24 protein-coding genes are annotated in these 25778 nt (G+C 69.7%); 21 read left to right on the top strand and 3 right to left on the bottom strand.

All coding sequences use genetic code 11. From position 1 onward, the window contains the following. Positions 1–275 precede the first annotated feature (275 nt). The 14 genes from J2853_RS19290 to J2853_RS19225 all read left to right on the top strand — a co-directional run bounded on the left by J2853_RS19290 (position 276) and on the right by J2853_RS19225 (position 14514). The gene (locus tag J2853_RS19290; RefSeq protein WP_307559856.1) at positions 276–668 is read left to right on the top strand and encodes a DUF948 domain-containing protein; all 393 of its coding nucleotides are present in this window, start codon (positions 276–278) and stop codon (positions 666–668) included. Further along, positions 665–919 (top strand): hypothetical protein, encoded by a 255-nt coding sequence (locus J2853_RS19285; RefSeq protein WP_307559854.1) that lies wholly within the window; start codon positions 665–667, stop codon positions 917–919. The genes J2853_RS19290 and J2853_RS19285 overlap by 4 nt, the downstream gene beginning before the upstream one ends. A 1-nt stretch (position 920) precedes the next feature. After that, positions 921–3593: an alanine--tRNA ligase gene (gene alaS, locus J2853_RS19280; protein ID WP_307559852.1), complete on the top strand. Its 2673-nt coding sequence runs from the start codon at positions 921–923 to the stop codon at positions 3591–3593. A 53-nt stretch (positions 3594–3646) separates the two neighbouring features. Beyond that, positions 3647–4159 (top strand): Holliday junction resolvase RuvX, encoded by a 513-nt coding sequence (gene ruvX / locus J2853_RS19275; RefSeq protein WP_307559850.1) that lies wholly within the window; start codon positions 3647–3649, stop codon positions 4157–4159. 692 nt (positions 4160–4851) lie between these two features. Next, on the top strand, positions 4852–5877 hold the full coding sequence (mltG, locus tag J2853_RS19270) for an endolytic transglycosylase MltG (protein WP_307559848.1): 1026 nt from the start codon (positions 4852–4854) through the stop codon (positions 5875–5877). Next, a complete protein-coding gene (locus tag J2853_RS19265) occupies positions 5874–6698 on the top strand; it encodes a shikimate dehydrogenase (protein WP_307559846.1) in 825 nt (274 codons plus the stop codon). The genes mltG and J2853_RS19265 overlap by 4 nt, the downstream gene beginning before the upstream one ends. A 373-nt stretch (positions 6699–7071) precedes the next feature. Continuing rightward, positions 7072–7671: a translation initiation factor IF-3 gene (gene infC / locus J2853_RS19260; protein WP_442480515.1), complete on the top strand. Its 600-nt coding sequence runs from the start codon at positions 7072–7074 to the stop codon at positions 7669–7671. A 130-nt stretch (positions 7672–7801) separates the two neighbouring features. Further along, positions 7802–7996: a 50S ribosomal protein L35 gene (gene rpmI, locus J2853_RS19255; RefSeq protein ID WP_089210686.1), complete on the top strand. Its 195-nt coding sequence runs from the start codon at positions 7802–7804 to the stop codon at positions 7994–7996. 25 nt (positions 7997–8021) lie between these two features. Next, entirely contained in the window at positions 8022–8405 is a 384-nt protein-coding gene (gene rplT, locus J2853_RS19250) for a 50S ribosomal protein L20 (RefSeq protein ID WP_307559843.1), read from the top strand. Between the two features lie 73 nt (positions 8406–8478). Further along, a complete protein-coding gene (locus tag J2853_RS19245) occupies positions 8479–9294 on the top strand; it encodes a TrmH family RNA methyltransferase (RefSeq protein ID WP_307559841.1) in 816 nt (271 codons plus the stop codon). 77 nt (positions 9295–9371) lie between these two features. Further along, positions 9372–10454, top strand: a complete 1083-nt coding sequence (locus J2853_RS19240) for a sensor histidine kinase (RefSeq protein ID WP_307559839.1) — start codon at positions 9372–9374, stop codon at positions 10452–10454. A 120-nt stretch (positions 10455–10574) separates the two neighbouring features. Beyond that, a complete protein-coding gene (gene pheS / locus J2853_RS19235) occupies positions 10575–11624 on the top strand; it encodes a phenylalanine--tRNA ligase subunit alpha (RefSeq protein WP_307568734.1) in 1050 nt (349 codons plus the stop codon). Further along, entirely contained in the window at positions 11624–14164 is a 2541-nt protein-coding gene (locus tag J2853_RS19230; RefSeq protein ID WP_307559837.1) for a phenylalanine--tRNA ligase subunit beta, read from the top strand. The genes pheS and J2853_RS19230 overlap by 1 nt, the downstream gene beginning before the upstream one ends. Before the next feature lie 104 nt (positions 14165–14268). Then, a complete protein-coding gene (locus tag J2853_RS19225) occupies positions 14269–14514 on the top strand; it encodes a hypothetical protein (protein WP_307559835.1) in 246 nt (81 codons plus the stop codon). 4 nt (positions 14515–14518) lie between these two features. Here J2853_RS19225 and J2853_RS19220 read toward each other — a convergent pair whose 3' ends face one another. The 3 genes from J2853_RS19220 to J2853_RS19210 form a co-directional block, all read right to left on the bottom strand. Continuing rightward, positions 14519–15097 (bottom strand): Uma2 family endonuclease, encoded by a 579-nt coding sequence (locus tag J2853_RS19220; protein ID WP_370879532.1) that lies wholly within the window; start codon positions 15095–15097, stop codon positions 14519–14521. Between the two features lie 83 nt (positions 15098–15180). Further along, positions 15181–16485 (bottom strand): MFS transporter, encoded by a 1305-nt coding sequence (locus J2853_RS19215; RefSeq protein WP_307559832.1) that lies wholly within the window; start codon positions 16483–16485, stop codon positions 15181–15183. A gap of 70 nt (positions 16486–16555) precedes the next feature. After that, on the bottom strand, positions 16556–18217 hold the full coding sequence (locus tag J2853_RS19210) for a class I adenylate-forming enzyme family protein (RefSeq protein ID WP_307559830.1): 1662 nt from the start codon (positions 18215–18217) through the stop codon (positions 16556–16558). A gap of 268 nt (positions 18218–18485) precedes the next feature. Between J2853_RS19210 and argC the strand changes: the two genes are divergently transcribed. The 7 genes from argC to J2853_RS19175 are packed head-to-tail and all read left to right on the top strand — an operon-like array spanning position 18486 to position 25758. Continuing rightward, positions 18486–19508 carry an N-acetyl-gamma-glutamyl-phosphate reductase gene (gene argC, locus J2853_RS19205; protein ID WP_307559828.1) on the top strand — a complete coding sequence of 341 codons (1023 nt, stop codon included), beginning with the start codon at positions 18486–18488 and terminating at the stop codon, positions 19506–19508. Next, a complete protein-coding gene (gene argJ, locus J2853_RS19200; RefSeq protein ID WP_307559826.1) occupies positions 19505–20659 on the top strand; it encodes a bifunctional glutamate N-acetyltransferase/amino-acid acetyltransferase ArgJ in 1155 nt (384 codons plus the stop codon). The genes argC and argJ overlap by 4 nt, the downstream gene beginning before the upstream one ends. Continuing rightward, positions 20656–21699 (top strand): acetylglutamate kinase, encoded by a 1044-nt coding sequence (gene argB, locus J2853_RS19195; protein ID WP_307559824.1) that lies wholly within the window; start codon positions 20656–20658, stop codon positions 21697–21699. Before argJ ends, argB begins: the two co-directional genes overlap by 4 nt. Before the next feature lie 56 nt (positions 21700–21755). After that, entirely contained in the window at positions 21756–22904 is a 1149-nt protein-coding gene (locus J2853_RS19190; protein WP_307568732.1) for an acetylornithine transaminase, read from the top strand. Continuing rightward, positions 22897–23988, top strand: a complete 1092-nt coding sequence (gene argF / locus J2853_RS19185) for an ornithine carbamoyltransferase (protein ID WP_307559822.1) — start codon at positions 22897–22899, stop codon at positions 23986–23988. Before J2853_RS19190 ends, argF begins: the two co-directional genes overlap by 8 nt. Then, positions 23985–24566 (top strand): arginine repressor, encoded by a 582-nt coding sequence (locus J2853_RS19180; RefSeq protein ID WP_307559820.1) that lies wholly within the window; start codon positions 23985–23987, stop codon positions 24564–24566. Before argF ends, J2853_RS19180 begins: the two co-directional genes overlap by 4 nt. Beyond that, positions 24559–25758 carry an argininosuccinate synthase gene (locus J2853_RS19175; protein WP_307559819.1) on the top strand — a complete coding sequence of 400 codons (1200 nt, stop codon included), beginning with the start codon at positions 24559–24561 and terminating at the stop codon, positions 25756–25758. Before J2853_RS19180 ends, J2853_RS19175 begins: the two co-directional genes overlap by 8 nt. The last annotated feature ends 20 nt before the right edge of the window (positions 25759–25778 follow it).

The raw sequence follows: 25778 nt of genomic DNA, 5'->3' as shown, positions 1-25778 counted from the left end.
CTCGGGCGCCGGTCCACGTGCGGGCGAGGGCGGCCACGGCGCCGCGGCCCTGAGTTCCGCGGTCGCGGCCCGTCATGCCTCCGGCGCCGGTCCACGTGGCGGGTTCCCGTGCTCTCCGCTCCCCGGGACCACGTGGTCCGCGCGGCTCTGGGCGGACGCGTCCGGGGGCGGCCCGCGCACGGTTCGCACGCCGTGACACGGCATGCCGGAGGGAGTGAGGCCGGACGCGATAGGGTTCTGCCCATTCCAGCCGGGTGAACTAAGGAGATCGGCGCATGCTTACCGCAGGAGAGGTCGCCGGACTGATCGTCGCCATGGCCTGGGCGATCCTGGTCTGCTTCATGGCCGTGGTCATGGTCAAGCTGGCCCGGTTGCTCACCGAGACCACCAAGATGGTCTCCGAGCTGAGCGACCGCGTGGTGCCGCTGCTGGAGGACGCCGCGGTGACCGTCAGCCAGACCAACCGCCAGCTGGTCGCCGTAGAAGCCATCGCCCTGGACGTCAAGCAGGTGAGCGGGCACGTGGCCAAGGTCAGCAACGTCACCCAGAGCCTGGTCACCGGGCCGCTGATCAAGGTGGCGGCACTCGGCCACGGCATCCGGCAGGCCCTGGGCGCCCACCGGCGCGGCAGGCCGAGCCCCCGGGCAGTCGAGAGGCGGCGGCGATGATCAGACGGCTGTTCTACATGGCCCTGGGCGCGTTCGGCGCGGTGTGGGTCATGCGTAAGCTTCAGTCACTGCACCCGAACCACCTGGCGCGTCGGGCTGTGAACAACGCCACCGGAGCCCTGGAGCAGGTGAGGGACTTCACCGGGGACGCCCTGGAGGGCGCGGCCAGGAGAGAAACCGAGTTGCGGTCCAGGTTCGGGCTCGACACTGTGGAAAACACTTATCACTACAACGTAAAGGATGGCCGCTGACATGGAGTCGGCAGAGATCGCCCGCCGCTTCCTGCGCTTCTTTGAGGAGCGTGGGCACACCGTCGTGCCCTCGGCCAGCCTCATCGCCGAGGATCCGACGCTGCTTCTGGTCAACGCGGGCATGGTGCCCTTCAAGCCCTACTTCCTGGGCCAGCAGAAGCCGCCCTTCAAGCGGGCCACCAGCGCGCAGAAGGTCGTCCGTACCCTCGACATCGACGAGGTCGGCAAGACGACCAGGCACGCGAGCTTCTTCCAGATGCTCGGCAACTTCTCCTTCGGGGACTACTTCAAGGAAGACGCGATCCCGCTCGCCTGGGAGCTGCTGACCAAGCCCGAGTCCGAGGGCGGCTTCGGCTTCCCCGAGGACAAGCTCTGGGTCACCGTCTACCTCGACGACGACGAGGCCTTCACCATCTGGCACGACAGGGTCGGCATCCCCGTCGAGCGGATTCAGCGCCGTGGCCTGGAGGACAACTACTGGCACATGGGCGTGCCGGGTCCGGGCGGGCCGTGCAGCGAGATCTACTACGACCGCGGTCCCGAGTACGGACGCGACGGCGGCCCCATCGCCGACGAGAACCGCTACCTCGAGGTGTGGAACAACGTCTTCATGCAGTTCCAGCTCGGCGCGGTCCGCAACAAGGTGGACTTCGACGTCTCGGGCGAACTGCCCGCCAAGAGCGTCGACACCGGCATGGGCCTGGAGCGCATGGCGGCGATCCTGCAGGGCGTCGACAACATCTACGAGATCGATACCACCTACAAGATCCTCGATCGGGCCGCCGAGCTCACCAAGACGCGTTACGGCCGCGACGAGCGCGCCGACGTCTCGCTGCGGATCATCGCCGACCACGTCAGGACCGGCGTCATGCTCGTCGCCGACGGCGTGCTGCCCTCCAACGAGGGCCGGGGCTACGTGCTCCGCCGGATCCTGCGCCGCGCCATCCGCAACCTGCGCCTGCTCGGCGCGGGCGAGGAGCGCTACATGCACGAGCTCACGGCGGTGACCATCGAGGTGATGGGCGAGCAGTACGCCGAGCTCAAGGCCGACGCCCCGCAGATCCACGGTGTCATCGACGCCGAGGAGGCCTCGTTCCTGGGCACCCTCCGCACCGGCACCGCGATCTTCGACGTGGCGGCGGAGGAGACCAAGCGCAAGGGACGGGGCACGCTCGCCGCCGACCAGGCCTTCCAGCTCCACGACACCTACGGCTTCCCCATCGACCTGACCCTGGAGATGGCCTTCGAGCAGGGGCTCAAGGTCGACGAAGAGGGCTTCCGCCGGTTGATGAAGGAGCAGCGCGACCGGGCGAAGGCCGACGCCGCCTCCAAGAAGACCGGCAACGCCGACATCTCGGTGTTCGGCGAGCTCCTGGAGAAGACCGGCAAGGTCGAGTTCCTCGGCTACGACCAGGTGAGCGCCGAGTCCGAGATCGTCGGCCTCCTCGTCGACGGGATCTCGGTCCCCGCGGCCGGGGCCGGTACGGCGGTCGAGGTCGTGCTCGCCCGAACCCCGTTCTACGCCGAGGGCGGCGGGCAGCTCGCCGACCAGGGTGTCATCCGGACGGGCGGGGCCGAGGTGGAGATCGTGGACGTGCAGTCCCCGGTCGCCGGAGTCGTCGTGCACCGGGGCAAGGTCCGCAGCGGCGAGATCCTGGTGGGCGACCAGGCCCAGGCCGAGATCGACGTCGAGCGCCGCCGGGCCATCTCCCGCAGCCACACCGCCACGCACCTGGTGCATCGCGGGTTCCGCAACGCGCTGGGCGAGACGGCGGCCCAGGCCGGTTCGGAGAACTCGCCCGGTCGTTTCCGCTTCGACTTCACCGCCTCGGGCGCCGTGGCGCCCAGCCTGCTGCGCGAGGTCGAGGACGAGGTCAACGCCGTCCTGATCAACGACCTCAGGGTCAACGCCTTCCACACCTCCCAGGCCGAGGCCCGGGCGATGGGCGCGCTGGCCCTGTTCGGCGAGAAGTACGGCGAGACGGTCCGCATCGTCGAGGTCGGCGAGTACTCCCGTGAGCTGTGCGGTGGCACCCACGTCGCCAGCTCCGGGCAGCTCGGCCTGGTCAAGGTGCTGGGAGAGGCCTCTATCGGCGCCGGGGTGCGCCGGGTGGAGGCCCTGGTCGGCCTGGACGCCTTCCGCTTCCTCGCCAGGGAGAGCGTGCTCGTCTCCCAGCTCTCCGAGCAGCTCAAGGCCCGGCGGGAGGAGCTGCCGGAGCGGATCGAGGGCATCGTCACCCGGCTTCGCACCGCGGAGAAGGAGCTCTCCACGCTGCGCTCCGCCCAGGTGCTCGCGGGCGCGGGTGAAATGGCCGAAAGTGCCCGTGATCTGCGGGGAGTCTCCGTTGTGACGCACCGCGCGCCGGATGGAACCTCTCCGGATGATCTGCGTAAACTCGCCCTGGATGTGCGTGGCCGGTTCCCCGGCGACCGCGCCGCGGTCGTCGTGATCGCCGGTGTCCCCGGAGACCGGCCGGTCGTCGTCGCCGCGGTCAACGAGGCGGGACGCACGCGGGGGCTGAAGGCGGGTCGCCTCGTCGGCGTCGCCGCCAAGGCACTCGGCGGCGGCGGTGGCGGCAAGGATGACGTCGCTCAGGGCGGCGGGGTGCGGGCCGAGGCGATCGGCGACGCGCTCGTCGCGGTCGAGCAGGCGATCAGCCAGACCCTCGCCTGACGAGAGATGACACCCTCAAGCCGGATCCGGCCGGGAGGGTGAGGACAGGGATGATGAGAGACGGCGTTCGGTTGGGTGTCGATGTCGGTTCGGTCCGCATCGGCGTGGCTCGTAGCGATCCCTCGGGAATGCTTGCCACGCCGGTGGAGACCGTCCGGCGCGGCAAGGGCGATCTGGACCGGCTCGCGGAGATCGCGGCCGAGTACGAGGTCGTCGAGATCGTGGTCGGGCTGCCGACCTCGCTCTCCGGCCGTGAGGGGCGGGCGGCCGAGGCCGCCCGCGACTTCGCGACCCGGATCTCACTACGGCTGGCGCCCCTGCCGGTGCGGCTGTTCGACGAGCGGCTGACCACGGTCACCGCCCAGCAGGGCCTGCGGGCCAGCGGGGTCAAGGCCAAGAATCAGCGTGGTGTGGTGGATCAGGCGGCGGCCATCGTGCTGCTCCAGGCGGCGCTGGACGCCGAGCGTGCCACCGGCAGGCCCCCGGGGAGGTCCATCGACCCGCCCGGGGAGGGAGCGGCCGGCGAGAGGCCCGGAGGAGAGCCGAGCGGTGGGGCCGCTCGGTGAGCCGTGTGCGGCCGACGCGGTCGCCGGCGGGCGGGATCCGGACCGTCCGAAGATCGCTAGAATGATCTACGACCGGATCAAGGCCCGGACATCGCTCCAGCCCGGCCCCGCGGTGCTTGCGCGCGCAGGCGCGGGGTGTCCGGAGGAGGACAGCGTGATGAGGGCGCCGTGCGACACCCGTCTCAGGCCCGGCGCATGCTTTATCCCCGTGAACCACGGGGATAAAGCATGGGCAGGGTCCTTCCGGCCAGACCAAGGTGATTTGTTGTGGTGTGTTATCACCGATCTGGCGCATAGAATCACGAAATTCACTGACACAGAGAGTGAGTTTGTGAGATACCGGGAAGAGCTGAACATATACCTCGGGAGACGTTGATGTCCGGCGGAACCTCCCCCGTTCCGCCGCACGCGGCGACCTGCACCGACAAGGTATGGGAAGGTGCCCGGCGGGTCGGGACCCTCAGTCTGGTTTCCCCCCGCGGTTTGGCACACCCGCTTGACGCCAGGCCGCCCCAACCGGGAGATTGGCCGGCGTATCTATGAACGATCTCGATATGGACTTCCTGGTCGGCGCCGACGACGACGACGGTCGGCCACGGCGTAGGTCTCGTGCATCCTCAGGTCGTGAATCCGGCGGACGGCGAGGGCGCCGCAGGCGGCGCCGCCACAACCGGGGCGGCTTCCTGGCGCCGATGCTGGCGATCATCGTTCTCGTGGGCGGTCTCGGCGCCGGTGGCTACTTCGGCTACATGTGGCTCCGCGACGCGATCACCCCTGACGACTACACCGGCCTGGGCAGCGGTCAGGTACAGGTGGAGATCAAGGACGGTCAGAGCGCCACCGACGTCGCCCAGACCCTGCAGGACCAGGGCGTGGTGAAGAGCGCCAAGGCTTTCGCCAACGCCGTCGCGAGCGCGGGTAAGAGCTCCTCCCTGCAGCCGGGCGAATACACCATGCGCAAGCAGATGTCCGCCGCCGAGGCGGTCAAACTGCTCGACCCGGACAAGCGGGTGCGGGAGAACGTCACCCTCAAGGAGGGCCTGCGCCTGTCCGACACCCTGGCGCAGCTCGCCAAGCAGACCGGCAAGCCGCTCAAGGAGTTCCAGCAGGTCGCCAAGAGCGGCAAGGGTCTCGGCCTGCCGCCCTACGCGAAGGGCAAGCTGGAGGGCTACGCCTTCCCGGCCACCTACGAGATCACGCCCAAGATGGGGCCCGCCGAGATCCTGACCGCGATGGTCGACCGGTTCAACCAGACCGCGAACAAGGACGACCTCCAGGAGAAGGCCAAGGCGCTCGGTCACACCTCGCACGAGATCATGACGATCGCCAGCATCGTCCAGGCCGAGTCCGGCAACAAGAGCGACATGGGCAAGGTGGCCCGGGTCATCTACAACCGGCTCGACAGCACCCCGCCGCGCAAGCTCGAGATGGACAGCACGCTCATGTACGGGCTGAACAAGTACGGCGTCGAGGCCTCGAACGCGGACCTGGAGAGCACCTCGCCCTACAACACCTACAAATACCTGGGCCTGCCTCCCGGGCCGATCGCCAACCCGGGTGACGACGCCATCCAGGCGGCGCTCAACCCCACCAAGGGCAGCTGGTTCTTCTTCGTGACCACCGACACCAAGCGGCGCATCACCAAGTTCGCCACGACGGAGGCCGAGTTCCTCCAGCTCAAGGCGGAGTACGAGCGGAACAAGGCGGCCGGCGGATGAGAGCGGCGGTCCTGGGCTCGCCGATCGCCCACTCGCTCTCCCCGCACCTGCACCGCGCCGCCTACGAGGGCCTCGGCCTGCACGACTGGCACTATGAGGCGATCGAGTGCGACGAGGCCGGACTGCCCGGCCTGATCGGCGGGCTGGGCGCCGAGTGGGCGGGCCTGTCGCTGACCATGCCGCTCAAGCGGGCCGTCCTGCCGCTGCTCGACACGGTCTCGGAGCTCGCGGTCGAGGTGGGCGGGGCCAACACCGTGATCTTCTCGGACGGCGCCCGGCACGGTGACAACACCGATGTCCACGGCATCGTCCAGGCGCTCGCCGAGGCGGGGGTGGCCCCGCCCAGGGCGGCCACGATCCTCGGCGGCGGGGCGACCGCGGCCTCCGCGCTGGCCGCCCTGCGCGAGCTGGGGCTCGGGGAGGTCACCCTGGTGGTCCGCGACCGGGACAGGGCAGGGGAGACCGCCGAGGTGGCCGAGAGGCTGGGTGTGACCCTGACGCTGCAGACCTTCGACAAGCTCGCCACCGTGCTCGAGGTGGATCTGGTCGTCTCGACCCTGCCCTCCGGGGCCGCCGACGGTTTCGCCGGCCTGCTGGCGGGTGTGCCCGCGCTCTTCGACGTCGTCTACGCGCCCTGGCCCACCCGCCTGGCGGCCGCCGTGGCGGAGGGCGGGGGCATCGTCATCGGCGGGTTTCCGATGCTCCTGCACCAGGCCGTCCGGCAGGTCGAGCTGATGACCGGCCTGCCCGGGGCCCCGGTGGAGGCGATGCGCGCCGCCGGGAAGACCGAGATCGTCAGACGGGCCGCCGTGACGGCCTGAGGGCGTGCGGAGGCCCGGAGGGATGATTCTGGGTGAGCGTGCTGTTGTGGTAGAGTAACCAATCGATCGGTCCGGCGTTCCTGCTGGACGCGCAAGCGGAGGTCGTCCTCCCACCTGGTCAGCCGCAAGGCCGGCAGGTTCAGGATCACACCGGGTAACTCCGGAGAGCTTACGGCGTCAAAAGCTTGTGAGTTCGTGTGGCCCCGCATGCGCGACGTGCGGGGCATTTCGCGTTCTACGACCTGAAAACGGCGTGAGTTCTGCGACCTCCCGGCACGATCGAGCATGTGGCAGTCGTTCAGAGGGACGGCCGCGGATCGCAAACCTAGGAGGCCCCATCAGCGCCGAGCCCCGCATCAATGACCGTATTCGCGTGCCCGAGGTCCGCCTCGTCGGCCCGAACGGTGAACAGGTGGGCATCGTCTCCATCGGCGATGCTTTGAAGCTGGCTCAGGAATCAGACCTCGACCTCGTTGAGGTCGCAGCCACGGCTCGCCCGCCAGTGTGCAAGCTCATGGACTACGGCAAGTTCAAGTACGAGTCCGCGATGAAGGCACGCGAGGCGCGCCGCAACCAGGCGTACACGATCATCAAGGAGATCAAGCTCCGGCCGAAGATCGACCCGCACGACTACGAGACCAAGAAGGGTCACGTGGTGCGGTTCCTCAAGGCCGGCGACAAGGTCAAGGTTACGATCATGTTCCGCGGGCGGGAGCAGTCCCGGCCCGAGCTGGGATTCCGGCTCCTGCAGCGCCTGGCGGAGGATGTCACCGAGCTTGGCTTCGTCGAGTCTCAGCCCAAGCAGGACGGCCGAAACATGATCATGGTGATCGGCCCGCACAAGAAGAAGGCCGAGGCCAAGGCCGAGAAGGCGGCGGCCAAGGCACGGCACGACGACGGTCCTTCGGAGGACCAGGCGCCGGCGGCCGACGAGGCGTCGGTCAGTGAAGCTGTAGCCACTCCGCAGGAGTGACTCGCATAACCTGAAGCGTCAGGTAGTCGCGAGATCAAGCCGAGACCGGGTCCGGTCTCGCAGTCAGGCATGCCCTTGACCTGGGTCACCGGCCCCGGACACGGGCACGATAGAGGGAGAGACGGCTGAGATGCCGAAGATGAAGACGCACAGCGGTGCGAAGAAGCGGTTCCGGGTGACCGGCTCCGGCAAGCTCGTTCGCCGTCGTGCCAACCGTGCGCACTACGCCGAGCACAAGTCGTCGAAGTTCATGCGCCGTCTCAAGTCTGATGTCGTGCTCTCCGATGCCGACTCCAAGAAGATCAAGAAGCTGCTCGCTAAGTAACCGGCCCCCGGGGAGATAGATTCACATGGCACGCGTCAAGCGGGCGATCAACGCCAAGAAGAAGCGCAAGGTCGTTCTCGAGCGGGCGAAGGGCTACCGGGGCCAGCGCTCCAGGCTGTACCGCAAGGCCAAGGAGCAGATGCTCCACTCGATGACCTACGCCTACCGCGACCGCAAGGACCGCAAGGGCACCTTCCGCCGTCTCTGGATCCAGCGCATCAACGCCGCTGCCCGCCAGAACGGCATCACGTACAACCGGCTCATCCAGGGTCTGCGCCTCGCCTCCATCGAGGTCGACCGCAAGATCCTCGCTGACCTCGCGGTCAACGACGCCGCCACGTTCGCGACTCTGGTCGAGGCCGCCAAGAAGGCGCTCCCGTCCGACGTGAACGCGCCGGTCGCCGGCTGAGCCAGGCACTGAACGAGCATGCGGCCCGCAGCGATCACGCTGCGGGCCGTATTCGCATTCTTGGGGGACGGGCATGGCCGGGTCTGAGCTGACCAACATCAAGTCGCCGCGGGTCAAGGCCGTGCGGCGGCTGACCAAACGGGCCTTCAGGGACCGTGACCGTTCCTTCCTGGCAGAGGGGCCACAGGCGGTCCGCGAGGCGCTGGCGCTGGACGGTGTCGTCACGGAGCTGTTCGCCACGGCCGACGCCGAACTGCGGCACGCCGAGATCATCACCGCCGCCACCCTCGCCGGGGTGCCCCTCTTCCGGGCCAGCGGCGAGGTCATGACCGAACTCGCCCAGACCGTCACCCCGCAGGGGCTGCTGGCCGTGTGCCGCTTCGTGCACGTGCCGCTGGAGCGAGCCGTCACCGCCGACGCCAGGCTGGTGGCCGTGCTCGCCCACGTCCGTGACCCCGGAAACGCGGGCACCGTGCTGCGCACGGCCGACGCGGCGGGCGCCGACGCGGTGGTCTTCACCGACGCCTCGGTCGACCCCTACAACGGCAAATGCGTGCGGGCCAGCGCGGGCAGCCTGTTCCACCTCCCGGTCACCACCGGGGTCGCGGTGACGCAGGCCGTACAGAGTCTGAAGGACGCGGGGCTGCGGGTGCTCGCCGCCGACGGCGCGGGCAAGCAGACCCTGGACGACGTAGACCTGTCCGGTCCGACCGCGTGGATCTTCGGCAATGAGGCGTGGGGACTTCCGGAGGAAATCCTGCGACTGGCCGACGAGGTGGTGCGGGTGCCGATCTACGGGCGGGCCGAGAGCCTGAACCTCGCGACCGCCGCCGCGGTGTGTCTGTACGCATCTGCCCGATCTCAGCGCATCGGTCCCGGCGCTGGGTGAGGCCCTACGCTCCGGGGCTGCCGTGCGGCGTGGGAAACCCGCTATTGTCGGCCCTGTAGCGTCGAGGAGGCGGGGTCGTGCACGGCGAACACATCGACGAGCGGAGCGCTGAAACCGCGTCTGTGATCGACGTGAACGATCTTCCCGACGGTCTTGTCGTGACCGACAGGGACGGGCACGTGCTGATCGTCAACCGGGCCGCCGCCCGTCTCACGGGCGTCACCCACGATCAGGCCGTCGGCCGGCATCTGCGGGATGTGTTCTCCTTCCGCGACCACGACGGGCGCGACTGGTGGAAGTGGCTCGACACCTACGGCGGGCTGCCCACCCGCACCCGCCAGCCGGAACTGCCGCTGCGCACGCCCGGCGGCCAGGAGATGCTCGTGGCCGCGCGTCTCGTGCGCAGCCCCGAGCGGGGCGGCGAGATCGTCCGGGTGGTGATCACACTGCGCGACGCCGGTGCCCGCGCCCGTCTGGAGCGCAGCCGCGCCGACCTGGTCTCCACCGTCGCCCACGAGCTCCGCTCCCCGCTGACCAGCGTCAAGGGGTTCACCGCGACCCTGCTGTCCAAGTGGACCCGCTTCACCGACGACCAGAAACTGGTCATGCTGGAGACGGTCAACGCCGACGCCGATCGCGTGACCCGGCTGATCACCGAGCTGCTCGACGTGTCCCGGATCGAGTCCGGGCGGCTGGAGATCCACCGCCAGGTGGTCGACATCCCGGCCAGGATCCGTAAGATCATCGCGGGCCGGGTGGCCGCGGGGGAGCCGGACGACCGTTTCCGGCTGGAGCTGGGCGGAGAGCTGCCGGAGACCTGGCTCGACCAGGACAAGATCGACCAGGTCCTGGCCAACCTGATGGAAAACGCGGTGCGTCACGGGCGCGGTACGGTGACAATAGTCGTAGAGCCGAACGAATGGGGAGTGACCGTGTCCGTCCGCGACCAGGGAGAGGGCATCCCGCCCGAGCTGGTCACGCGCGTGTTCCGGCAGTTCTGGCGGGGCAACGCCCGCCGCCGCGGCGGTACCGGCCTCGGCCTGTTCATCGTCAAAGGCCTGATCGAGGCCCACGGCGGCACCATCTCCGTGCAGCGGGGGCCCGAGGGCGGGGCCGAGTTTCGATTTATGGTGCCCACCGGCACCCCTGACTTCGCCTGACGTGAATGCCGGGCCGGTGGGCTTTCCCGACTAGACTCATGGCCGCTCAAGCCCTGGATTCGGAGCTCTCTCTTGTCTAACTACGACCCCGTTGAGGTGACCCCGCTGCACGCCGATGAGATGGCGCGCATGCTCACCGACGCACTCGACGCCATCAAGGCGGCGGGTGACCTCGACGAACTCAAGCAGGTACGGCTCGCGCACGCCGGTGATCGCTCGCCGATCGCCCTGGCCAACCGCGAGATCGGTGTGTTGCCCCCGGCGGCCCGCGCCGAGGCGGGCAAGCGCATCGGCGGTGCCCGCAAGGCCATCACCGAAGCCCTCGGCACGCGCCAGGCAGAGCTGGAGGCCGAGCGCGACGAACGGGTCCTCGTAGAGGAGACCGTCGACGTCACGCTGCCCTCCGGCCGGGCCCCGCTCGGAGCCCGGCACCCGCTGACCACGCTGCAGGAGCGCATCGCCGACGCGTTCGTCGCGATGGGCTACGGGGTGGCCGAGGGGCCCGAGCTGGAAGGGGAGTGGTTCAACTTCGACGCGCTGAACATCTCCCCCGACCACCCGGCGCGCTCCGAGCACGACACCTTCTTCGTGGAGTCCGTCGACTCGGGCAAGGTGCTGCGCACCCAGACCTCGCCGGTGCAGATCCGGACGCTGCTCAGCCGGGAGCTTCCGATCTACGTGATCTCTCCGGGGAAGGTGTTCCGCACCGACGAGCTCGACGCCACCCACACCCCCGTCTTCCACCAGATCGAGGGGCTGGCGATCGACGAGGGCCTGACCATGGCCCACCTCAAGGGCACCCTGGACCGCTTCGCCGAGGTCATGTTCGGTGAGGGCATCACCACCCGGTTCCGGCCGAACTACTTCCCGTTCACCGAGCCCTCGGCCGAGATGGACCTGAAGTGCTTCGTCTGCCGCGGCGCCTCCGCGGTGCCCGGCAACCCGCCCTGCCGTACCTGCAAGTCGGAGGGCTGGATCGAGTGGGGCGGCTGCGGCATGGTCAACCCGCGGGTGCTCATCGCCTGCGGCGTCGACCCCGGCCGTTACAGCGGCTTCGCCTTCGGCATGGGCGTCGAGCGCACCCTGATGTTCCGCCACAATGCCGAGGACATGCGCGACATGGTCGAGGGAGACGTTCGTTTCACGCTTCCCTTCGGAATGGAGGTCTGATGAAGGTCCCGCTTTCCTGGCTGCGGGAGTACGTCGATCTCCCCGCCGTCACCGCTCACGAGATCGCCGAGAAGCTCACCGCCGCCGGCCTCAAGCTGGAGGGCGTCACCTCCTACGGTCACGACATCAAGAACGTGGTCGTCGGCGAGGTGCTCGAGATCGAGTCGCTGGAGGGCTTCAAGAAGCCGATCCGTCACTGCCGGGTCGAGGTGGGGGAGGCCACGCCGCGTGAGATCGTCTGCGGCGCCGTCAACTTCGAGGTCGGCGACCGCGTTCCGGTCGCCCTGCCCGGCGCCGTGCTGCCCGGCGGGTTCGAGATCGCCTCGCGCAAGACCTACGGGCGCCTGTCCGACGGCATGATCTGCTCGGAGGCGGAGCTCGGCATGGCCGACTCCTCGCCCGGCATCCTCGTGCTGCCCGAGGGCACCCCGATCGGCGCCGACGTGGTCGAGCTGCTCGGCCTGCGCGACGACGTGATCGAGCTGGAGATCACCCCGGACATCGGGTACGCCCTCTCCATCCGGGGAGTGGCCCGCGAGGCCGCCACCGCCTTCGACTCGGCGTTCCTCGACCCGGCCGACGTCTCGCCGCCCGCCGGGTCCGGTCCGTCCTACCCGGCCTCGATCGCGGACCCGTCCGCGTGTGATCGCTTCGTGCTGCGCGAGATCCGCGGGTTCGACCCGTCGGCCGAGAGCCCGCTGTGGATGCGGGCACGGCTCGCCCGCGCCGGCATGCGCCCGGTCTCACTGGCCGTGGACGTCACCAACTACGTCATGCTGGAGCTCGGCCAGCCCCTGCACGCCTTCGACGCCGCCAAGCTGGCCGGCGAGATCGTCGTGCGCAGGGCCGAGCCCGGCGAGACGCTGGAGACGCTCGACCACGTCGTGCGCACGCTCAACCCGGAAGACATCCTGATCACCGATCAGTCGGGTGCGATCTCGATGGCCGGGACCATGGGCGGCCTGCACACCGAGATCTCCGATGGCACCACCGACATCGTGATCGAGGCCGCGCACTTCTCCCCCAGCGGCACCGCCCGCATGTCCCGCCGCCACAACCTGGTCAGCGAGGCGTCCAAGCGCTTCGAGCGGGGCGTGGACCGGGAGCTCCCGCTGAACGCCTCCTGGCGCGCGGCCCTGCTCCTGGCCGAGCTCGGCGGCGGCACGATCCAGCCGGGCGTGACCCACGCCGCGGCCCCGGTCGAGCCGGCTCACATCTTCATCCCGAGCGGCTACCCCGGCAAGGTCGCCGGGACCACCTATGACCGCGAGACCGTGATCCGCCGCCTGGAGCAGGTCGGCTGCACGGTCGAGAGCGGTGTGGCCGAGGACGGCTCGACCGGCCAGGCCGACCTCGACGGCGGGATCGCCGCGAAGCTCGCGGTCACCGGCGCGGACATGCTGAAGGTCACCCCGCCCTCGTGGCGGCCCGACCTGACCGACCCGAACGACCTCGCCGAGGAGGTCATCCGGCTCGAAGGCTACGAGAACCTGCCCTCGATCCTGCCGACCGCCCCGGCGGGCGCCGGGCTCAGCGAGGGTCAGCGGCTGCGCCGCCGGGTCGGCCGGGCCCTGGCCGCCTCCGGCTACGTCGAGATCCTCGCCTACCCGTTCAACGGGGAGCGTGACTTCGACAACCTGCAGCTGCCCGCCGACGACGCGCGCCGCCTGGCCGTACGGCTGGCCAACCCGCTCAGCGAGGACGATCCGCTGATGCGGACCACCCTGCTGCCGGGCCTGCTCAAGACGCTGGTCCGCAACGTGGGCCGGGGCCGGGGCGACGTGGCGCTGTTCGAGATGGGCCTGGTCTACCGGCCCTCGAAGGACGCCCCCGCGGTCGCCCCGGTGCTCGGTGTCGCACGCAGGCCGGACGAGCGGGAGCTCGCCTCCATCGAGGCCGCGCTGCCCGCCCAGCCCCTGCGCGTCGGCATCGTGCTGGCCGGAGAGTTCTCCCCGTCCGGCTGGTGGGGCAAGGGCCGTACCGCCGACTGGGCGGACGCCGTCGAGGCGGCCCGTACTGTGGCCCGCGAGGCCGGGGTCACCCTCGACGTCCGCGCCGACCGGCACGAGCCCTGGCACCCGGGGCGCTGCGCCGCGCTGTACGTGGGGGACCTGCTCATCGGCCACGCCGGTGAGCTGCACCCCCGGGTCATCGAGGCGTACGGCCTGCCTCCGCGCACCTGCGCGATGGAGCTGGAACTGACCGGGCTGGAGTCGCTGCCGGTCGGCTCGGTCCAGGCGCCCGTGATCTCCGCCTACCCGGTCGCGAGCCAGGACGTCGCGCTCATCGTCGACGCGGACACCCCGGTGGCCCCGGTGGAGGCCGCGCTGCGCGAGGGGGCGGGCGAGCTCCTGGAGTCCATCCGGCTGTTCGACGTCTACACCGGCGCCCAGGTGGGTGAGGGCAAGAAGTCCCTCGCCTACTCCCTGCGCTTCAGGGCCTCCGACCGCACGCTCACCGTCGAGGAGACCACCGCGGCCCGCGACGCGGCCGTGGCCCTGGCCGGAGAGCGCACCGGAGCCCAGCTCCGCGGCGTCTGACACGCAGGAGAAGGCCCCGGCGGCCGTGCCGCCGGGGCCTTTCTCGAACGCGGGGCCGCTCACCTGCCGCCGCGTGGATGGAGATCTCACCTGGAGGAGGGGCGATGAGGCACCTGCTGGTGTTCGCCGGCCGTGACGACGCCGAGGAGGTCGCGGAGACCGTGGGGGAGGAGTTTCCCGAGCTCGGCACCCCCACGGTGGTCAAGGAGACGCTCGCGGGCGAGGACGACGCCGAGGACGCCCAGTGGCTCGTCGTGGTCGAGGATCCCGCAGGCGCCCTCGCGGCGGAGGATCTGGCCCGCCTGGACGCGCTCGCCGAGGAGTACGACGGCTGGCGCGAGACCGAATGACGGCTCAGAGGCTGTCGATCTCCGTCAGGTCGACGTCGAGGTCGAAGGGGGCCGAGAGCTTGAGCCGGTCGTGGTGGATCCCGGTGAGAACGTAGGAGCGGGCGAGGGGATCGAGCTCGTAGACGTAGACCGCGGGTCTGCCCGACTGGTTCTCGACCAGCCAGAAGTGCTTGATGCCCGCCTGGGCGTACAGCGCCGGCTTGCGGTCACGGTCGCGGCTCTCGGAGTCGGGTGAGACGACCTCCACCGCGAGCACGACGTCTTCCGCCCGGTAGGCGGTCTGCTCCGGGCTGTGCTCGGCGGAGGCGTGGATGACGCACACATCCGGCTCAGGCCGCTGCCGCTTGCCCAGCACGACGCTCATCTCCCGGCGCGCGCGAAGGTCGGCGGGTACGGCCCGGCGCAAGGCGATCATCAGAAGCTCTACCGCGAGCATGTGGAAAGAAGCCTGAGGACTCACGAAGACCAGGCTTCCGTCGATCAACTCTGTGTGTGCGGGTAACTGCGGAATGCGATCGAGGTCTTCCGTGGTGAATCCCCCGGGCGGAGGGAACGCCCAGTCGGGCAGCGAGGACTCCGTCATCTCGGGGCTCCGTACGTCGACCTTCATGCCCTCACAGTAGCAACAGGGCTCCGTTCGGTGAGGATACTTTCCCGGTGCCTCCGTCAGGCCTGGGCGAGCTCCTCGCGACGGGTGCGTTCCGCGATGGCGTGCTCGTCGGTGCGGGCGTCATAGTTCCTGAACTTCGGCAGCAGCGCGGCCATGGCGACCACCGCGCCGACGCACAGCAGGCCGCCCACGCCGAGGGAGAAGCGACTCCCGCCGAGATCGGCCATCAGCCCCGCCCTGGCATTGCCGATCATCGGGCCGCTGGTGTAGGAGAGCAGCTCGATGCCCGCCAGGCGTCCGCGGAACTCGTCGGGGATGGTCTGGTTCCAGACGGTCGCCCGGAAGACCCCGCTGACCATGTCCGCGGCCCCGGCCAGGGCCAGGCAGGCGAAGATGCCCCAGACGTTCGGCATGACGGACGCCAGTGCCACCGCGGCACCCCACACGATCGCCGAGATGATCACGCCGAGGCCGTGCCGGTGAACGTGGTTGGTCCAGCCGGAGGTGACCGACGCGATCAGCGAGCCGACGGCGGAGGCGGAGTAGAACAGGCCCAGCGCCTCCGGGACGCCCAGCTCGTCGGCGAGGAACGGATACAGCGCGGTGGAGAACGCGAAGACCATCGCGGCGATGTCCACCAGGTAGGTGCCCATCAGGTCAGGACGGCCCGTGGCGTAGCGGACCCCGTCGACCAGTGCGCGGATCGACGCGGGGGGAGCGTCCTCGGAGCGGGGCGGGGCCTTCACCATCCAGAGCAGGACCAGGGAGATCAGGAAGGTCGCCACATTGATGCCGTACGCGGCGGCGACGCCGAACCAGGTCGCGATCAGGCCGCTGAGGCCGGGGGCGACGATGGCGCCGAGGTTCCAGCGGAAACTGCTCAGTGCGGCGGCCGCGGTGAGCTGGTCGTGCCTCACCACGCGCGGCATCAGCGACTCCAGGCTGGGCCGCTGCAGGCTGCCCAGGCCCGCCGAGAGCGCGCCGACCACGTACAGCACCCAGACCTGGGGATCGGGCAGCATCGCGTTGATCATCAGGATCAGGACCGTGAGGCAGAGTCCGATCTCGGTATAGAGGATGATCTTGCGCCGGTCCAGCGCGTCCGCGATCGCCCCGCCCCAGAGCCCGCACAGCACCATCGGCACGAACTCCGCCGCGCTGACCAGGCCGACCGCCAGGTAGGAGCCGGTGAGCTCCTTCATCTGCAGCGGGACGGCGACCAGCGTCAGGAAGGTGCCGAACATCGTGACCACCCCGGAGCCGAAGAGCAGCCGGAAGTCACGGGAATCGCGCAGGGGGCTGAAGTCCATCTTCAGGCGACGGAGCAGGCTTCTGATCGATCGATCAGGATTTTCTGGCACGAACAGCCAGTGTCGGCGGTGACCTGCCTCGAATCAACTGATTTTCCGGCAGGTCACCGCCGGGCGGGCGTCAGGAGCCCAGGACCTCCCTGCGGAGGTGGGTCTTGAGGATCTTGCCGCCGGGGTTGCGGGGAAGCTCGGCCTCGCGCACCCAGAACCGGACCGGGATCTTGAATGCCGCGATCCGCTCGCGCAGGAACGCCTGCAGCTCCTCGGGGGACACCGGTGACGTCAGCCGCACCACCGCGCCGACCTCCTCGCCCAGTTCGTCGTGGGGGATGCCGATCACCGCGACGTCGTCCACCGCGGGGTGTTCGAACAGCGCGGCCTCGACCTCGGCGCAGTAGACGTTCTCCCCGCCGCGGATGACCATGTCCTTGGCCCGGTCCACGATGAACACGAACCCCTCCTCGTCGACCTTGGCGAGGTCGCCGGTGTGCAGCCAGCCGTCCACGAAGGTCTCGGCGGTGGCGTCGGGGCGGTTCCAGTAGCCGAGGATCACGTTCGGCCCGCGCATGCAGAGCTCGCCGATCTCGCCGGCGGGCAGTTCCTCGCCGGTCGGGTCGGCGATCTTCACTTCGACCACGGCCACCGGCAGGCCGATGCTGTCGGGCTTGGCGAGATAGTCCGCGCCGCTGTTGCCGATGGCGAGCGCGGTGGTCTCGGTCATGCCGTACCCGTTGGAGGGGGCGCGATTGGGCAGTTGCGTGGTGATGCGCTCCAGGAGCTTCGGCGGGGCGGGGGCGCCGCCGTACCCGAGGCCGACGAGGCTGGAGACGTCGAACTTGGCCAGATCGGGGTGGGACAGGAGCTGCCAGACGTTGGTGGGCACGCCGGTCATTCCCGTGACCTTCTCGCGTTCGATCAGCTCCAGGGCCCGTCCCGCGTCCCACTTGTACATCAGCACGACGGTGCCGCCGCTGAACATGGTGGTGGTCATCACCGAGAAGCAGCCGGTGACGTGGAAGAGCGGCACGGTGAGCAGGGTGACGCGGCGCTGCCCGGTCGTCTCCGCCGGATCCCTGCCCGCCAGGAGCACGGCGCGCATCAGGCTGTAGGCGACGGTCATGGGGGACTGGCCGAGGTTGCGGTGGCTGCCGAGCGCGCCCTTGGGGCGGCCCGTCGTGCCCGAGGTGTAGAAGATCGTGGCCGGGTCCTCGGGGGAGAGCTCGACCGCCGGCAGGGTGACGTTCGCCTCCACCGCGCCTAGCACGTCCTCGAACGAGCGGGCGCCTTCCGGCACCTCGCCCCGGGTCACGATCAGGGCCTGCGTCAGGCCGGGCAGCTTGGCCGCGCGCTCGCCGTCGGCGATCAGTACCTTGGCCCCGGAGTCCGAGAGCCCGTACTCCAGCTCCTGAGTGGTCCACCAGGCGTTGAGCGGTACGGCTATCGCCCCGGCCGCCAGAGCGGCGGAGAACGAGATCACCCACTCCGGATAGTTGCGCATGGCGATGGCCACCCGGTCGCCCTTGACGACGCCGTACTCCTCCACCAGGCGCCGGGCCAGGGTGGCCACCCGCCGGAAGTGCTCCTCGTAGGTGATGTGCTCCTCTTCGTACGTCAGGAAGACCTTGTCCCCGTGGAACCGGCTTGTCTCAAGGAGCACGCGAAAGTCACCGGGGGCGTGTTTCCAGGTCTTGACGGTTCCGCCGTGGCTGGGGGCGTCGTCCATCTCGAAAAGCTGTCCGGGACCGGTGAGCTGGGCCTGGACCTGGTCATGGGTGACAGTCATACGTTGATACTCCCGGAGACAGAGGGGCCGGAAACGTCACGATACCGACCGGTAGGTACGTACAACAGTGCTGGAGGGCGACTGGTGATTTCCCGTTCACGGCTACAAATAGATGAAAGTCCTTTTTATGTCATTTTGTCCCATTGGGTGATGGGCGTCACCGAGGGCTTGCCGTCCCGTGACTTGCATGGCAATCCTCGGCAATGCATAATCTCTCTAGTAAGTCCATGAGTTTGAATGCATGAATATGCAGAGTTGAGGGGGATGGATGAGAGCGGCCATCGCAGGCGCGAGCGGCTATGCCGGAGGTGAGCTCCTGCGTCTACTGCTGTCCCATCCCGAGATCGAGATCGGCGCGCTGACCGCGAAGTCCAGCGCGGGCACCGCGCTCGGCGCCCACCAGCCCCACCTGACCCCGCTGGCCGACCGGATCCTGCTCGACACCACCGCCGAGACCCTCGCCGGCCACGACCTCGTCTTCCTCGCGCTCCCGCACGGCCAGTCGGCCGCCGTCGCCGAGCAGCTCGGCGACGGCACGCTGGTCGTCGACTGCGGCGCGGACTTCCGCCTGGCCGACCCCGCCGCCTGGGACCACTTCTACGGCGGCGCTCACGCGGGCACCTGGCCGTACGGCCTGCCCGAGTTGCCGGGGCAGCGCGACAGGCTCCGGGGCGCCTCGAGGATCGCCGTCCCCGGGTGCTTCCCGACGGCCGTCACCCTGGCGATGTTCCCCGCCTTCGCCGCCGGTCTCGTCGAGCCCGACGTGGTCGTGGTCGCCGCCACCGGAACCAGCGGGGCGGGCAAGTCGCTCAAGCCGCACCTGCTGGGCAGCGAGGTGATGGGCTCGGTCAGCGCGTACGGCGTCGGCGGCGTCCACCGGCACACCCCCGAGATGGAGCAGAACCTCTCCCCGCTGGCGGGCGGGCCGGTGAAGGTCTCCTTCACCGCCATGCTGGCCCCGATGAGCCGAGGCATCCTCGCCACCTGCACGGCCCCGGCCAGGGCGGAGCTCACCCCGCAGACCCTGCGCGAGACCTACGAGGCCGCGACCAAGGACGAGCCGTTCCTGCGGCTGCTGCCCCAGGGGCAGTGGCCCGCGACCTCGATGACCCTCGGTGCCAACACCGCCGTCCTCCAGGTCGCCCTGGACGAGCGCGCCGGACGCGTCGTCGTGGTCATCGCCCTCGACAACCTGACCAAGGGGACCGCGGGCGGCGCGATCCAGAGCGCCAACCTGGCCCTCGGCCTTCCCGAAGAACTCGGCCTTCCTCTCAATGGAGTTGCCCCATGAGTGTGACCGCCCCCCTCGGCTTCCGGGCGGCGGGTGTCGACGCCGGAATCAAGTCCGGCGCCACCCGCGACCTGGCACTGATCGTCAACGACGGCCCCTCGCGCGCCGCGGCGGGCGTCTTCACCGCCAACCGCGTGAAGGCCGCGCCGATCCTGTGGTCCCAGCAGGTGCTGGCCGGAGGCCGGGTCCACGCGGTCATCCTCAACTCCGGCGGGGCCAACGCCTGCACGGGACCGCTCGGCTTCCAGGACACCCACGCCACCGCGGAGAAGGTCGCCGGAGCGCTGGGGGAGTCCGCGGGCGAGATCGCGGTCTGCTCCACCGGCCTGATCGGTGAGCGGTTGCCGATGGACGCGCTGCTGGGCGGGGTGGACCTCGCGGTCGGCCGGCTCGCCCGGGACGGCGGCCTGGCCGCCGCCGACGCCATCCGCACCACCGACACCGTCTCGAAGATCTCCTTCAAACGAGGCGAGGGCGGCTACATGGTCGGCGGCATGGCCAAGGGCGCGGGCATGCTCGCCCCCGGTCTGGCCACCATGCTGTGCGTGATCACCACCGACGCCGACCTGCCCGCCGACCGGCTCGACGCCGTGCTCCGCAACGTGACGAGGGTGACCTTCGACCGGCTCGACGCCGACGGCTGCATGTCCACCAACGACACCGTGCTGCTCCTGGCCAGCGGCGCCTCCGGCGTCACTCCGGACCTCGGCGAGTTCGAGCAGATGGTCCACGCCGTCTGCGCCGACCTCAGCCGCCAGCTGCTGGTGGACGCGGAGGGCGCCAGCAAGGCGATCGCCATCGAGGTCGTCGGCGCGGCGTCGGAGGACGACGCCGTGACCGTCGCCCGCGCGGTCTCCCGCTCGAATCTCTTCAAGTGCGCCATCCACGGGGAGGACCCCAACTGGGGCCGGGTGCTGTCGGCGGTCGGCACCACCGACGCGGTCTTCGAGGTCGACCGGCTCAACGTGGCCATCAACGGCATCTGGATCTGCCGGGGCGGCGCCGCCGGGGACGACCGGTCCAAGGTCGACCTGAGTCCCCGCGACGTGACGATCACCATCGACCTGTCGGCGGGCCCGCACTCGGCGACGATCCACACCACCGACCTCACCGCGGCCTACGTCCACGAGAATTCGGCGTACTCGTCATGAGAGCCGACGAGGCCCTGGACAAGGCCCACACACTGATCGAGGCGCTGCCCTGGCTGGCCCGCTTCCACGGTGCGACCGTCGTCATCAAATACGGCGGCAACGCGATGACCGAGGAGCATCTGCGCGAGAAGTTCGCCGAGGACGTGGTCTTCCTGCGCTACGCGGGGCTCAAGCCGGTGATCGTGCACGGAGGCGGCCCGCAGATCAACGCCCATCTCGACAGGCTGGGCATCGCGTCCACCTTCACCGCCGGGCTCCGGGTCACCAGTCCCGAGGCCATGCAGGTCGTCAGGATGGTCCTGGTCGGACAGGTCAACCGGGACGTGGTCGGCCTGATCAACCGGCACGGGCCGTTCGCGATCGGCATGTCCGGTGAGGACGCCCACCTGTTCACCGCGGTCCGCAAGCACGCCGTCGTCGACGGCGCCAAGGTGGACATCGGCCAGGTCGGCGACATCGTCAAGGTCGAGGCCGGGGCCGTGCGGGCGCTGCTGGACGACGGCCGTATCCCGGTCATCTCCTCGATCGCGCGCAGCGACGACGGCACCGTCTACAACGTCAACGCCGACACCGCCGCCGCCGCGCTGGCCGTGGCGCTGGGGGCGTCCAAGCTGATCGTCCTCACCGACGTCGAGGGTCTCTACCGCAACTGGAGCCCCGGCGGCGCGGCCGCCGCGGATGACGCGGCAGGCATGAACGACGTGACCGGCGGGGACAATGTGGATGATCTGGATGGAACGACATCGGTCCAGGTCAACGAGGTGATCGGTGAGCTCTTCGCCGCCGAGCTGGAACAACTCCTGCCGAGCCTGTCCAGCGGCATGGTGCCCAAGATGGAGGCGTGTCTGACCGCCGTCCAGGGCGGCGTGCCCCAGGCACACGTGCTCGACGGCAGGGTGTCCCACTCGGTGCTGCTGGAGATCTTCACCGACCAGGGCATCGGAACGATGGTGCTGCCGGACGCCGAGGCGGTAGCAGTGCCCAATCTGGTCAAGCGGGGGCTGACGGCCACCGTCCAGTCGAACGGGAGTGACGAGTGAGCCTGTACGAGCGTACGGTCGGAGACGCGCTCAGCAAACGCTTCGAGACCGCCTTCATGCCGAACTACGGGGTGCCCCCGCTGGCGCTGGCGCGCGGTGAGGGCTCGAAGGTCTGGGACGTCGACGGCCGTGAGTATCTCGACCTGATCGGCGGCATCGCGGTCAGCTCGCTCGGCCACGCCCACCCGGCGCTGGTCGAGGCCGTGTCCAAGCAGGTGGCCACGATCGCGCACACCAGCAACCTGTTCCTGCACGAGCCCGAGGTGCTGCTCGCCGAACGGCTGCTCGACCTGCTGGCCGCTCCGGCCCGGGTGTTCTTCACCAACTCCGGCACCGAGGCCAACGAGGCCGCCCTGAAGCTGGCCGTCAAGTACGGCAAGACGAACGGCCGCACCTACTTCGTGGCCGCCGAGAACTCCTTCCACGGCCGGACCCTCGGCGCGCTCGCGCTGACCGGCAAGGCGTCGATCCGCGACCAGTTCGGCCCGTTCCCGGTGGACGTCAGGTTCGTCCCGTACGGCGACGCCGAGGCCCTGAAGAGCGCGGTCACCGACAAGTGCGCCGCGGTCTTCCTGGAGCCCACCCAGGGCGAGGCCGGGGTCGTGCCCCCGCCCGAGGGCTACTTCAAGGCCGCCAGGGAGATCTGCGACGCCAACGGCGCGCTGCTGGTGGCCGACGAGATCCAGTCGGCGATCGGCCGGACCGGGCACTGGTTCGCCCACCAGCACGCCGGGGTCCTGCCCGACGTGCTGACCCTGGCCAAGGGCCTCGGCGGCGGCATGCCGATCGGAGCCTGCGTCGGCTTCGGCCCGGCGGGCACGATCTTCGCCAAGGGCGACCACGGATCCACCTTCGGGGGCAACCCCGTATCGGCCGCCGCGGCGCTCGCCGTACTCGACACGATCGAGAAGGACGGCCTGCTGGAGCACGTCCGGACGGTCGGCGCGCAGCTCGCCGACGGGATCGCCGCGACGGACCACCCGCTGCTGGCGGGGGTCCGCGGAGACGGCCTGTGGCTGGGCCTCATGCTGACCGGCGACCGCTCCGCACCGTTCCAGGCCGCGGCGCAGGAGGCGGGCTTCCTGGTCAACGCCCTCCAGCCCGGCGTCGTACGCCTCGCGCCGCCGCTGGTGATCACTTCCGACCAGATCGCCACCTTCGTGGCCGCGCTCCCCGCGATCCTTGACGAGGCCGCAGATGACTAGGAAGCCCGCGGAATCAGCGCACATCAGGCATTTCCTGAGGGACGATGATCTGTCGCCCGCCGAGCAGGCCCAGGTGCTCGACCTGGCCGACGCCCTCAAGAAGAACCGGTACGGCCACCGGCCCTTCGAAGGCCCGCAGACCGTCGCCATGCTCTTCGACAAACCCTCCACCCGGACCCGCGTCTCCTTCGCGACCGGCATCGGCGAACTCGGCGGACTGCCCCTGATCATCGACGCCGGAACCTCCCAGATGGGCCGGGGCGAGTCCATCGAGGACACCGCCCGGTTCCTCAGCCGTCAGGTCGGCGCCATCGTGTGGCGGACCGCCGGGCAGGAGAGGATCGAAGCCATGGCCTCGGCCTCCTCGGTGCCGGTGGTGAACGCGCTCACCGACGAGTTCCATCCCTGCCAGATCCTCGCCGACCTGCAGACCGTCAGGGAGCACTTCGGCAGGATCGACGGGCTCACCCTGGCCTACTTCGGAGACGGCGCCAACAACATGGCCCACTCCTACCTGCTCGGCGGTGCCGTGGCCGGCATGCACGTGCGGATCGCCGCTCCCGCCGGATACCTGCCCGATCCGGAGATCCTCCGGCGGGCCGGAGAGATCGCGGCGGAGACCGGCGGATCGGTCACCGTGCTGTCCGGCGCGGATGAGGCCGCGGACGGCGCGAACGTGATCGCCACCGACACCTGGGTCTCGATGGGGCAGGACGGCAAGGAACAGCGAATCGCCGACCTGATGCCCTTCCAGGTCAACGCCGAGGTGATGGGCCGCGCGGCCCCCGGCGCGATCCTCCTGCACTGCCTGCCCGCCTACCGGGAGCTGGAGGTCACCGCCGACGTTCTCGACGGCCCGCAGAGCGTGGTGTGGGACCAGGCGGAGAATCGGCTGCACGCCCAGAAGGCCCTGCTGTCCTGGCTGGTCTCGGCGACCGAGCTGATCTCGGCCACCGAGCCGGTCGAGCCGGTCGAGGCGACGAGCCCGGTCTCGCCGGTCTCGCCCGTTTCGCCGGTGGAGGCGGGCGGGGGCGCCGACGGGCGTGGCGCGTCTCTCGTGGGACCCGGGGGGGAGCCCGCATGACGATCCCCATGACCAAGGTCGCCCGTCAGGCGCGGATCGCCGACCTCCTGGGGCGGCAACCGGTCAGATCGCAGCCCGAACTGGCCAAGCTCCTGCTGGAGAGCGGGGTCGAGGTCACCCAGGCCACCCTCTCGCGAGACCTCGACGAGCTCGGCGCGCTCAAACTGCGCGCGGAGGACGGTTCCCTGGTCTACGCCCTTCCCGGCGAAGGCGGGGGCCGGATACGGCTGACCAGGCTCGGCGCGGGAGAGTCCCCGGCCGCCAGGTTGAGCCGGATCGCGGAGGAACTGCTCGTCTCCGCCGAGGCGTCCGCCAACCTGGTGATCGTCCGCACACCTCCGGGCGCGGCCCAGTTCCTCGCCTCCGCCATCGACCACGCCGACTGGGAGTCCATCCTCGGCACGGTGGCCGGAGACGACACGATCCTCGTCATCAGCCGTGATCCGCTGGGCGGGTCCTTGGTCGCCGAGGGGCTGCTCAGGCTCGCGGACCGACGTACCCAGCCCGTGCAGGCGGGCGACCCTCGGAACCATCTGATATCTGAGACAAAAGACTTCGAGGAAATCGATCATGACTGACCGGGTCGTACTCGCCTTTTCCGGAGGCCTCGACACCTCCGTGGCCATTCCCTTCCTCGCCGAGAAGACCGGTGCGGAGGTCATCGCCGTGGCCGTCGACGTCGGCCAGGGCGGCGAGGACATGGAGGTCATCCGCAAGCGGGCTATCGACTGCGGGGCCATCGAGTCCGTTGTCGTCGACGCCCGCGAGGAGTTCGCCGCCGACTTCTGCGTGCCCGCCCTGCAGGCCAACGCCCTCTACATGGACCGCTACCCGCTGGTCTCCGCGCTGTCGCGGCCTCTGATCGTCAAGCACCTGGCCGACGCGGCCAAGCAGTTCGGCGGCACCCACGTCTCGCACGGATGCACCGGCAAGGGCAACGACCAGGTCCGTTTCGAGGCCGGCCTGGCCGCGCTCTTCCCCGAGCTCAAGGTCATCGCCCCCGCCCGCGACTACGCGTGGACCCGGGACAAGGCGATCGCCTACGCCGAGGAGAAGAACCTCCCGATCGAGACCACCAAGAAGAACCCCTTCTCGATCGACCAGAACATCTGGGGCCGGGCCGTCGAGACCGGTTTCCTGGAGGACATCTGGAACGGCCCCACCGAGGACGTCTACTCCTACACCGCCGACCCGGCCCAGCCTCGCGAGGCCGACGAGGTCATCATCAGCTTCGTCAAGGGTGTCCCGGTGGCGCTGGACGGGCGGCACCTGACCCCGTTCCAGATCATCGCCGAGCTCAACCGGCGGGCGGGCGCCCAGGGCGTCGGCCGCCTCGACATGGTCGAGGACAGGCTCGTCGGCATCAAGTCCCGCGAGGTCTACGAGGCGCCGGGCGCCATCGCGCTGATCACCGCGCACCTGGAGCTGGAGAGCGTCACCGTCGAGCGCGACCTCGCCCGGTTCAAGCGGTCGGTGGACCAGCGCTGGGGCGAGCTGGTCTACGACGGCCTCTGGTTCTCCCCTCTCAAGAAGGCCCTGGACGTCTTCATCGCCGAGGCCCAGGAGCACGTCACCGGTGAGATCCGGATGGTCCTGCACGGCGGCCGGGCGACGGTCACCGGCCGGCGCTCCGAGGCCTCGCTGTACGACTTCAACCTCGCCACCTACGACACCGGCGACACCTTCGACCAGTCCCTCGCCAAGGGCTTCGTCGAGCTGTGGAGCCTGCCCTCCAAGATTGCGTCGGCCCGGGACTCCCGGCTGGCCTGATTGGGCTAGGGTCGCGGATT

Source organism: Streptosporangium lutulentum (assembly GCF_030811455.1).
GTDB lineage: Bacteria > Actinomycetota > Actinomycetes > Streptosporangiales > Streptosporangiaceae > Streptosporangium > Streptosporangium lutulentum.
The sequence above is the reverse complement of the archived record's forward strand: the minus strand, read 5'-3'. Positions and strand labels throughout refer to the sequence as shown.

Bases quoted from the DNA above. Each gene is read 5' to 3' on its own strand.
- J2853_RS19290 (WP_307559856.1), top strand. From the start codon at position 276: ATGCTTACCGCAGGAGAGGTCGCCGGACTGATCGTCGCCATGGCCTGG.
- J2853_RS19285 (WP_307559854.1), top strand. From the start codon at position 665: ATGATCAGACGGCTGTTCTACATGGCCCTGGGCGCGTTCGGCGCGGTG.
- alaS (WP_307559852.1), top strand. From the start codon at position 921: ATGGAGTCGGCAGAGATCGCCCGCCGCTTCCTGCGCTTCTTTGAGGAG.
- ruvX (WP_307559850.1), top strand. From the start codon at position 3,647: ATGAGAGACGGCGTTCGGTTGGGTGTCGATGTCGGTTCGGTCCGCATC.
- mltG (WP_307559848.1), top strand. From the start codon at position 4,852: ATGCTGGCGATCATCGTTCTCGTGGGCGGTCTCGGCGCCGGTGGCTAC.
- J2853_RS19265 (WP_307559846.1), top strand. From the start codon at position 5,874: ATGAGAGCGGCGGTCCTGGGCTCGCCGATCGCCCACTCGCTCTCCCCG.
- rpmI (WP_089210686.1), top strand. From the start codon at position 7,802: ATGCCGAAGATGAAGACGCACAGCGGTGCGAAGAAGCGGTTCCGGGTG.
- rplT (WP_307559843.1), top strand. From the start codon at position 8,022: ATGGCACGCGTCAAGCGGGCGATCAACGCCAAGAAGAAGCGCAAGGTC.
- J2853_RS19245 (WP_307559841.1), top strand. From the start codon at position 8,479: ATGGCCGGGTCTGAGCTGACCAACATCAAGTCGCCGCGGGTCAAGGCC.
- pheS (WP_307568734.1), top strand. From the start codon at position 10,575: ATGGCGCGCATGCTCACCGACGCACTCGACGCCATCAAGGCGGCGGGT.
- J2853_RS19230 (WP_307559837.1), top strand. From the start codon at position 11,624: ATGAAGGTCCCGCTTTCCTGGCTGCGGGAGTACGTCGATCTCCCCGCC.
- J2853_RS19225 (WP_307559835.1), top strand. From the start codon at position 14,269: ATGAGGCACCTGCTGGTGTTCGCCGGCCGTGACGACGCCGAGGAGGTC.
- J2853_RS19220 (WP_370879532.1), bottom strand. From the start codon at position 15,097: ATGACGGAGTCCTCGCTGCCCGACTGGGCGTTCCCTCCGCCCGGGGGA.
- J2853_RS19210 (WP_307559830.1), bottom strand. From the start codon at position 18,217: ATGACTGTCACCCATGACCAGGTCCAGGCCCAGCTCACCGGTCCCGGA.
- argC (WP_307559828.1), top strand. From the start codon at position 18,486: ATGAGAGCGGCCATCGCAGGCGCGAGCGGCTATGCCGGAGGTGAGCTC.
- argJ (WP_307559826.1), top strand. From the start codon at position 19,505: ATGAGTGTGACCGCCCCCCTCGGCTTCCGGGCGGCGGGTGTCGACGCC.
- argB (WP_307559824.1), top strand. From the start codon at position 20,656: ATGAGAGCCGACGAGGCCCTGGACAAGGCCCACACACTGATCGAGGCG.
- J2853_RS19190 (WP_307568732.1), top strand. From the start codon at position 21,756: ATGCCGAACTACGGGGTGCCCCCGCTGGCGCTGGCGCGCGGTGAGGGC.
- argF (WP_307559822.1), top strand. From the start codon at position 22,897: ATGACTAGGAAGCCCGCGGAATCAGCGCACATCAGGCATTTCCTGAGG.
- J2853_RS19180 (WP_307559820.1), top strand. From the start codon at position 23,985: ATGACGATCCCCATGACCAAGGTCGCCCGTCAGGCGCGGATCGCCGAC.
- J2853_RS19175 (WP_307559819.1), top strand. From the start codon at position 24,559: ATGACTGACCGGGTCGTACTCGCCTTTTCCGGAGGCCTCGACACCTCC.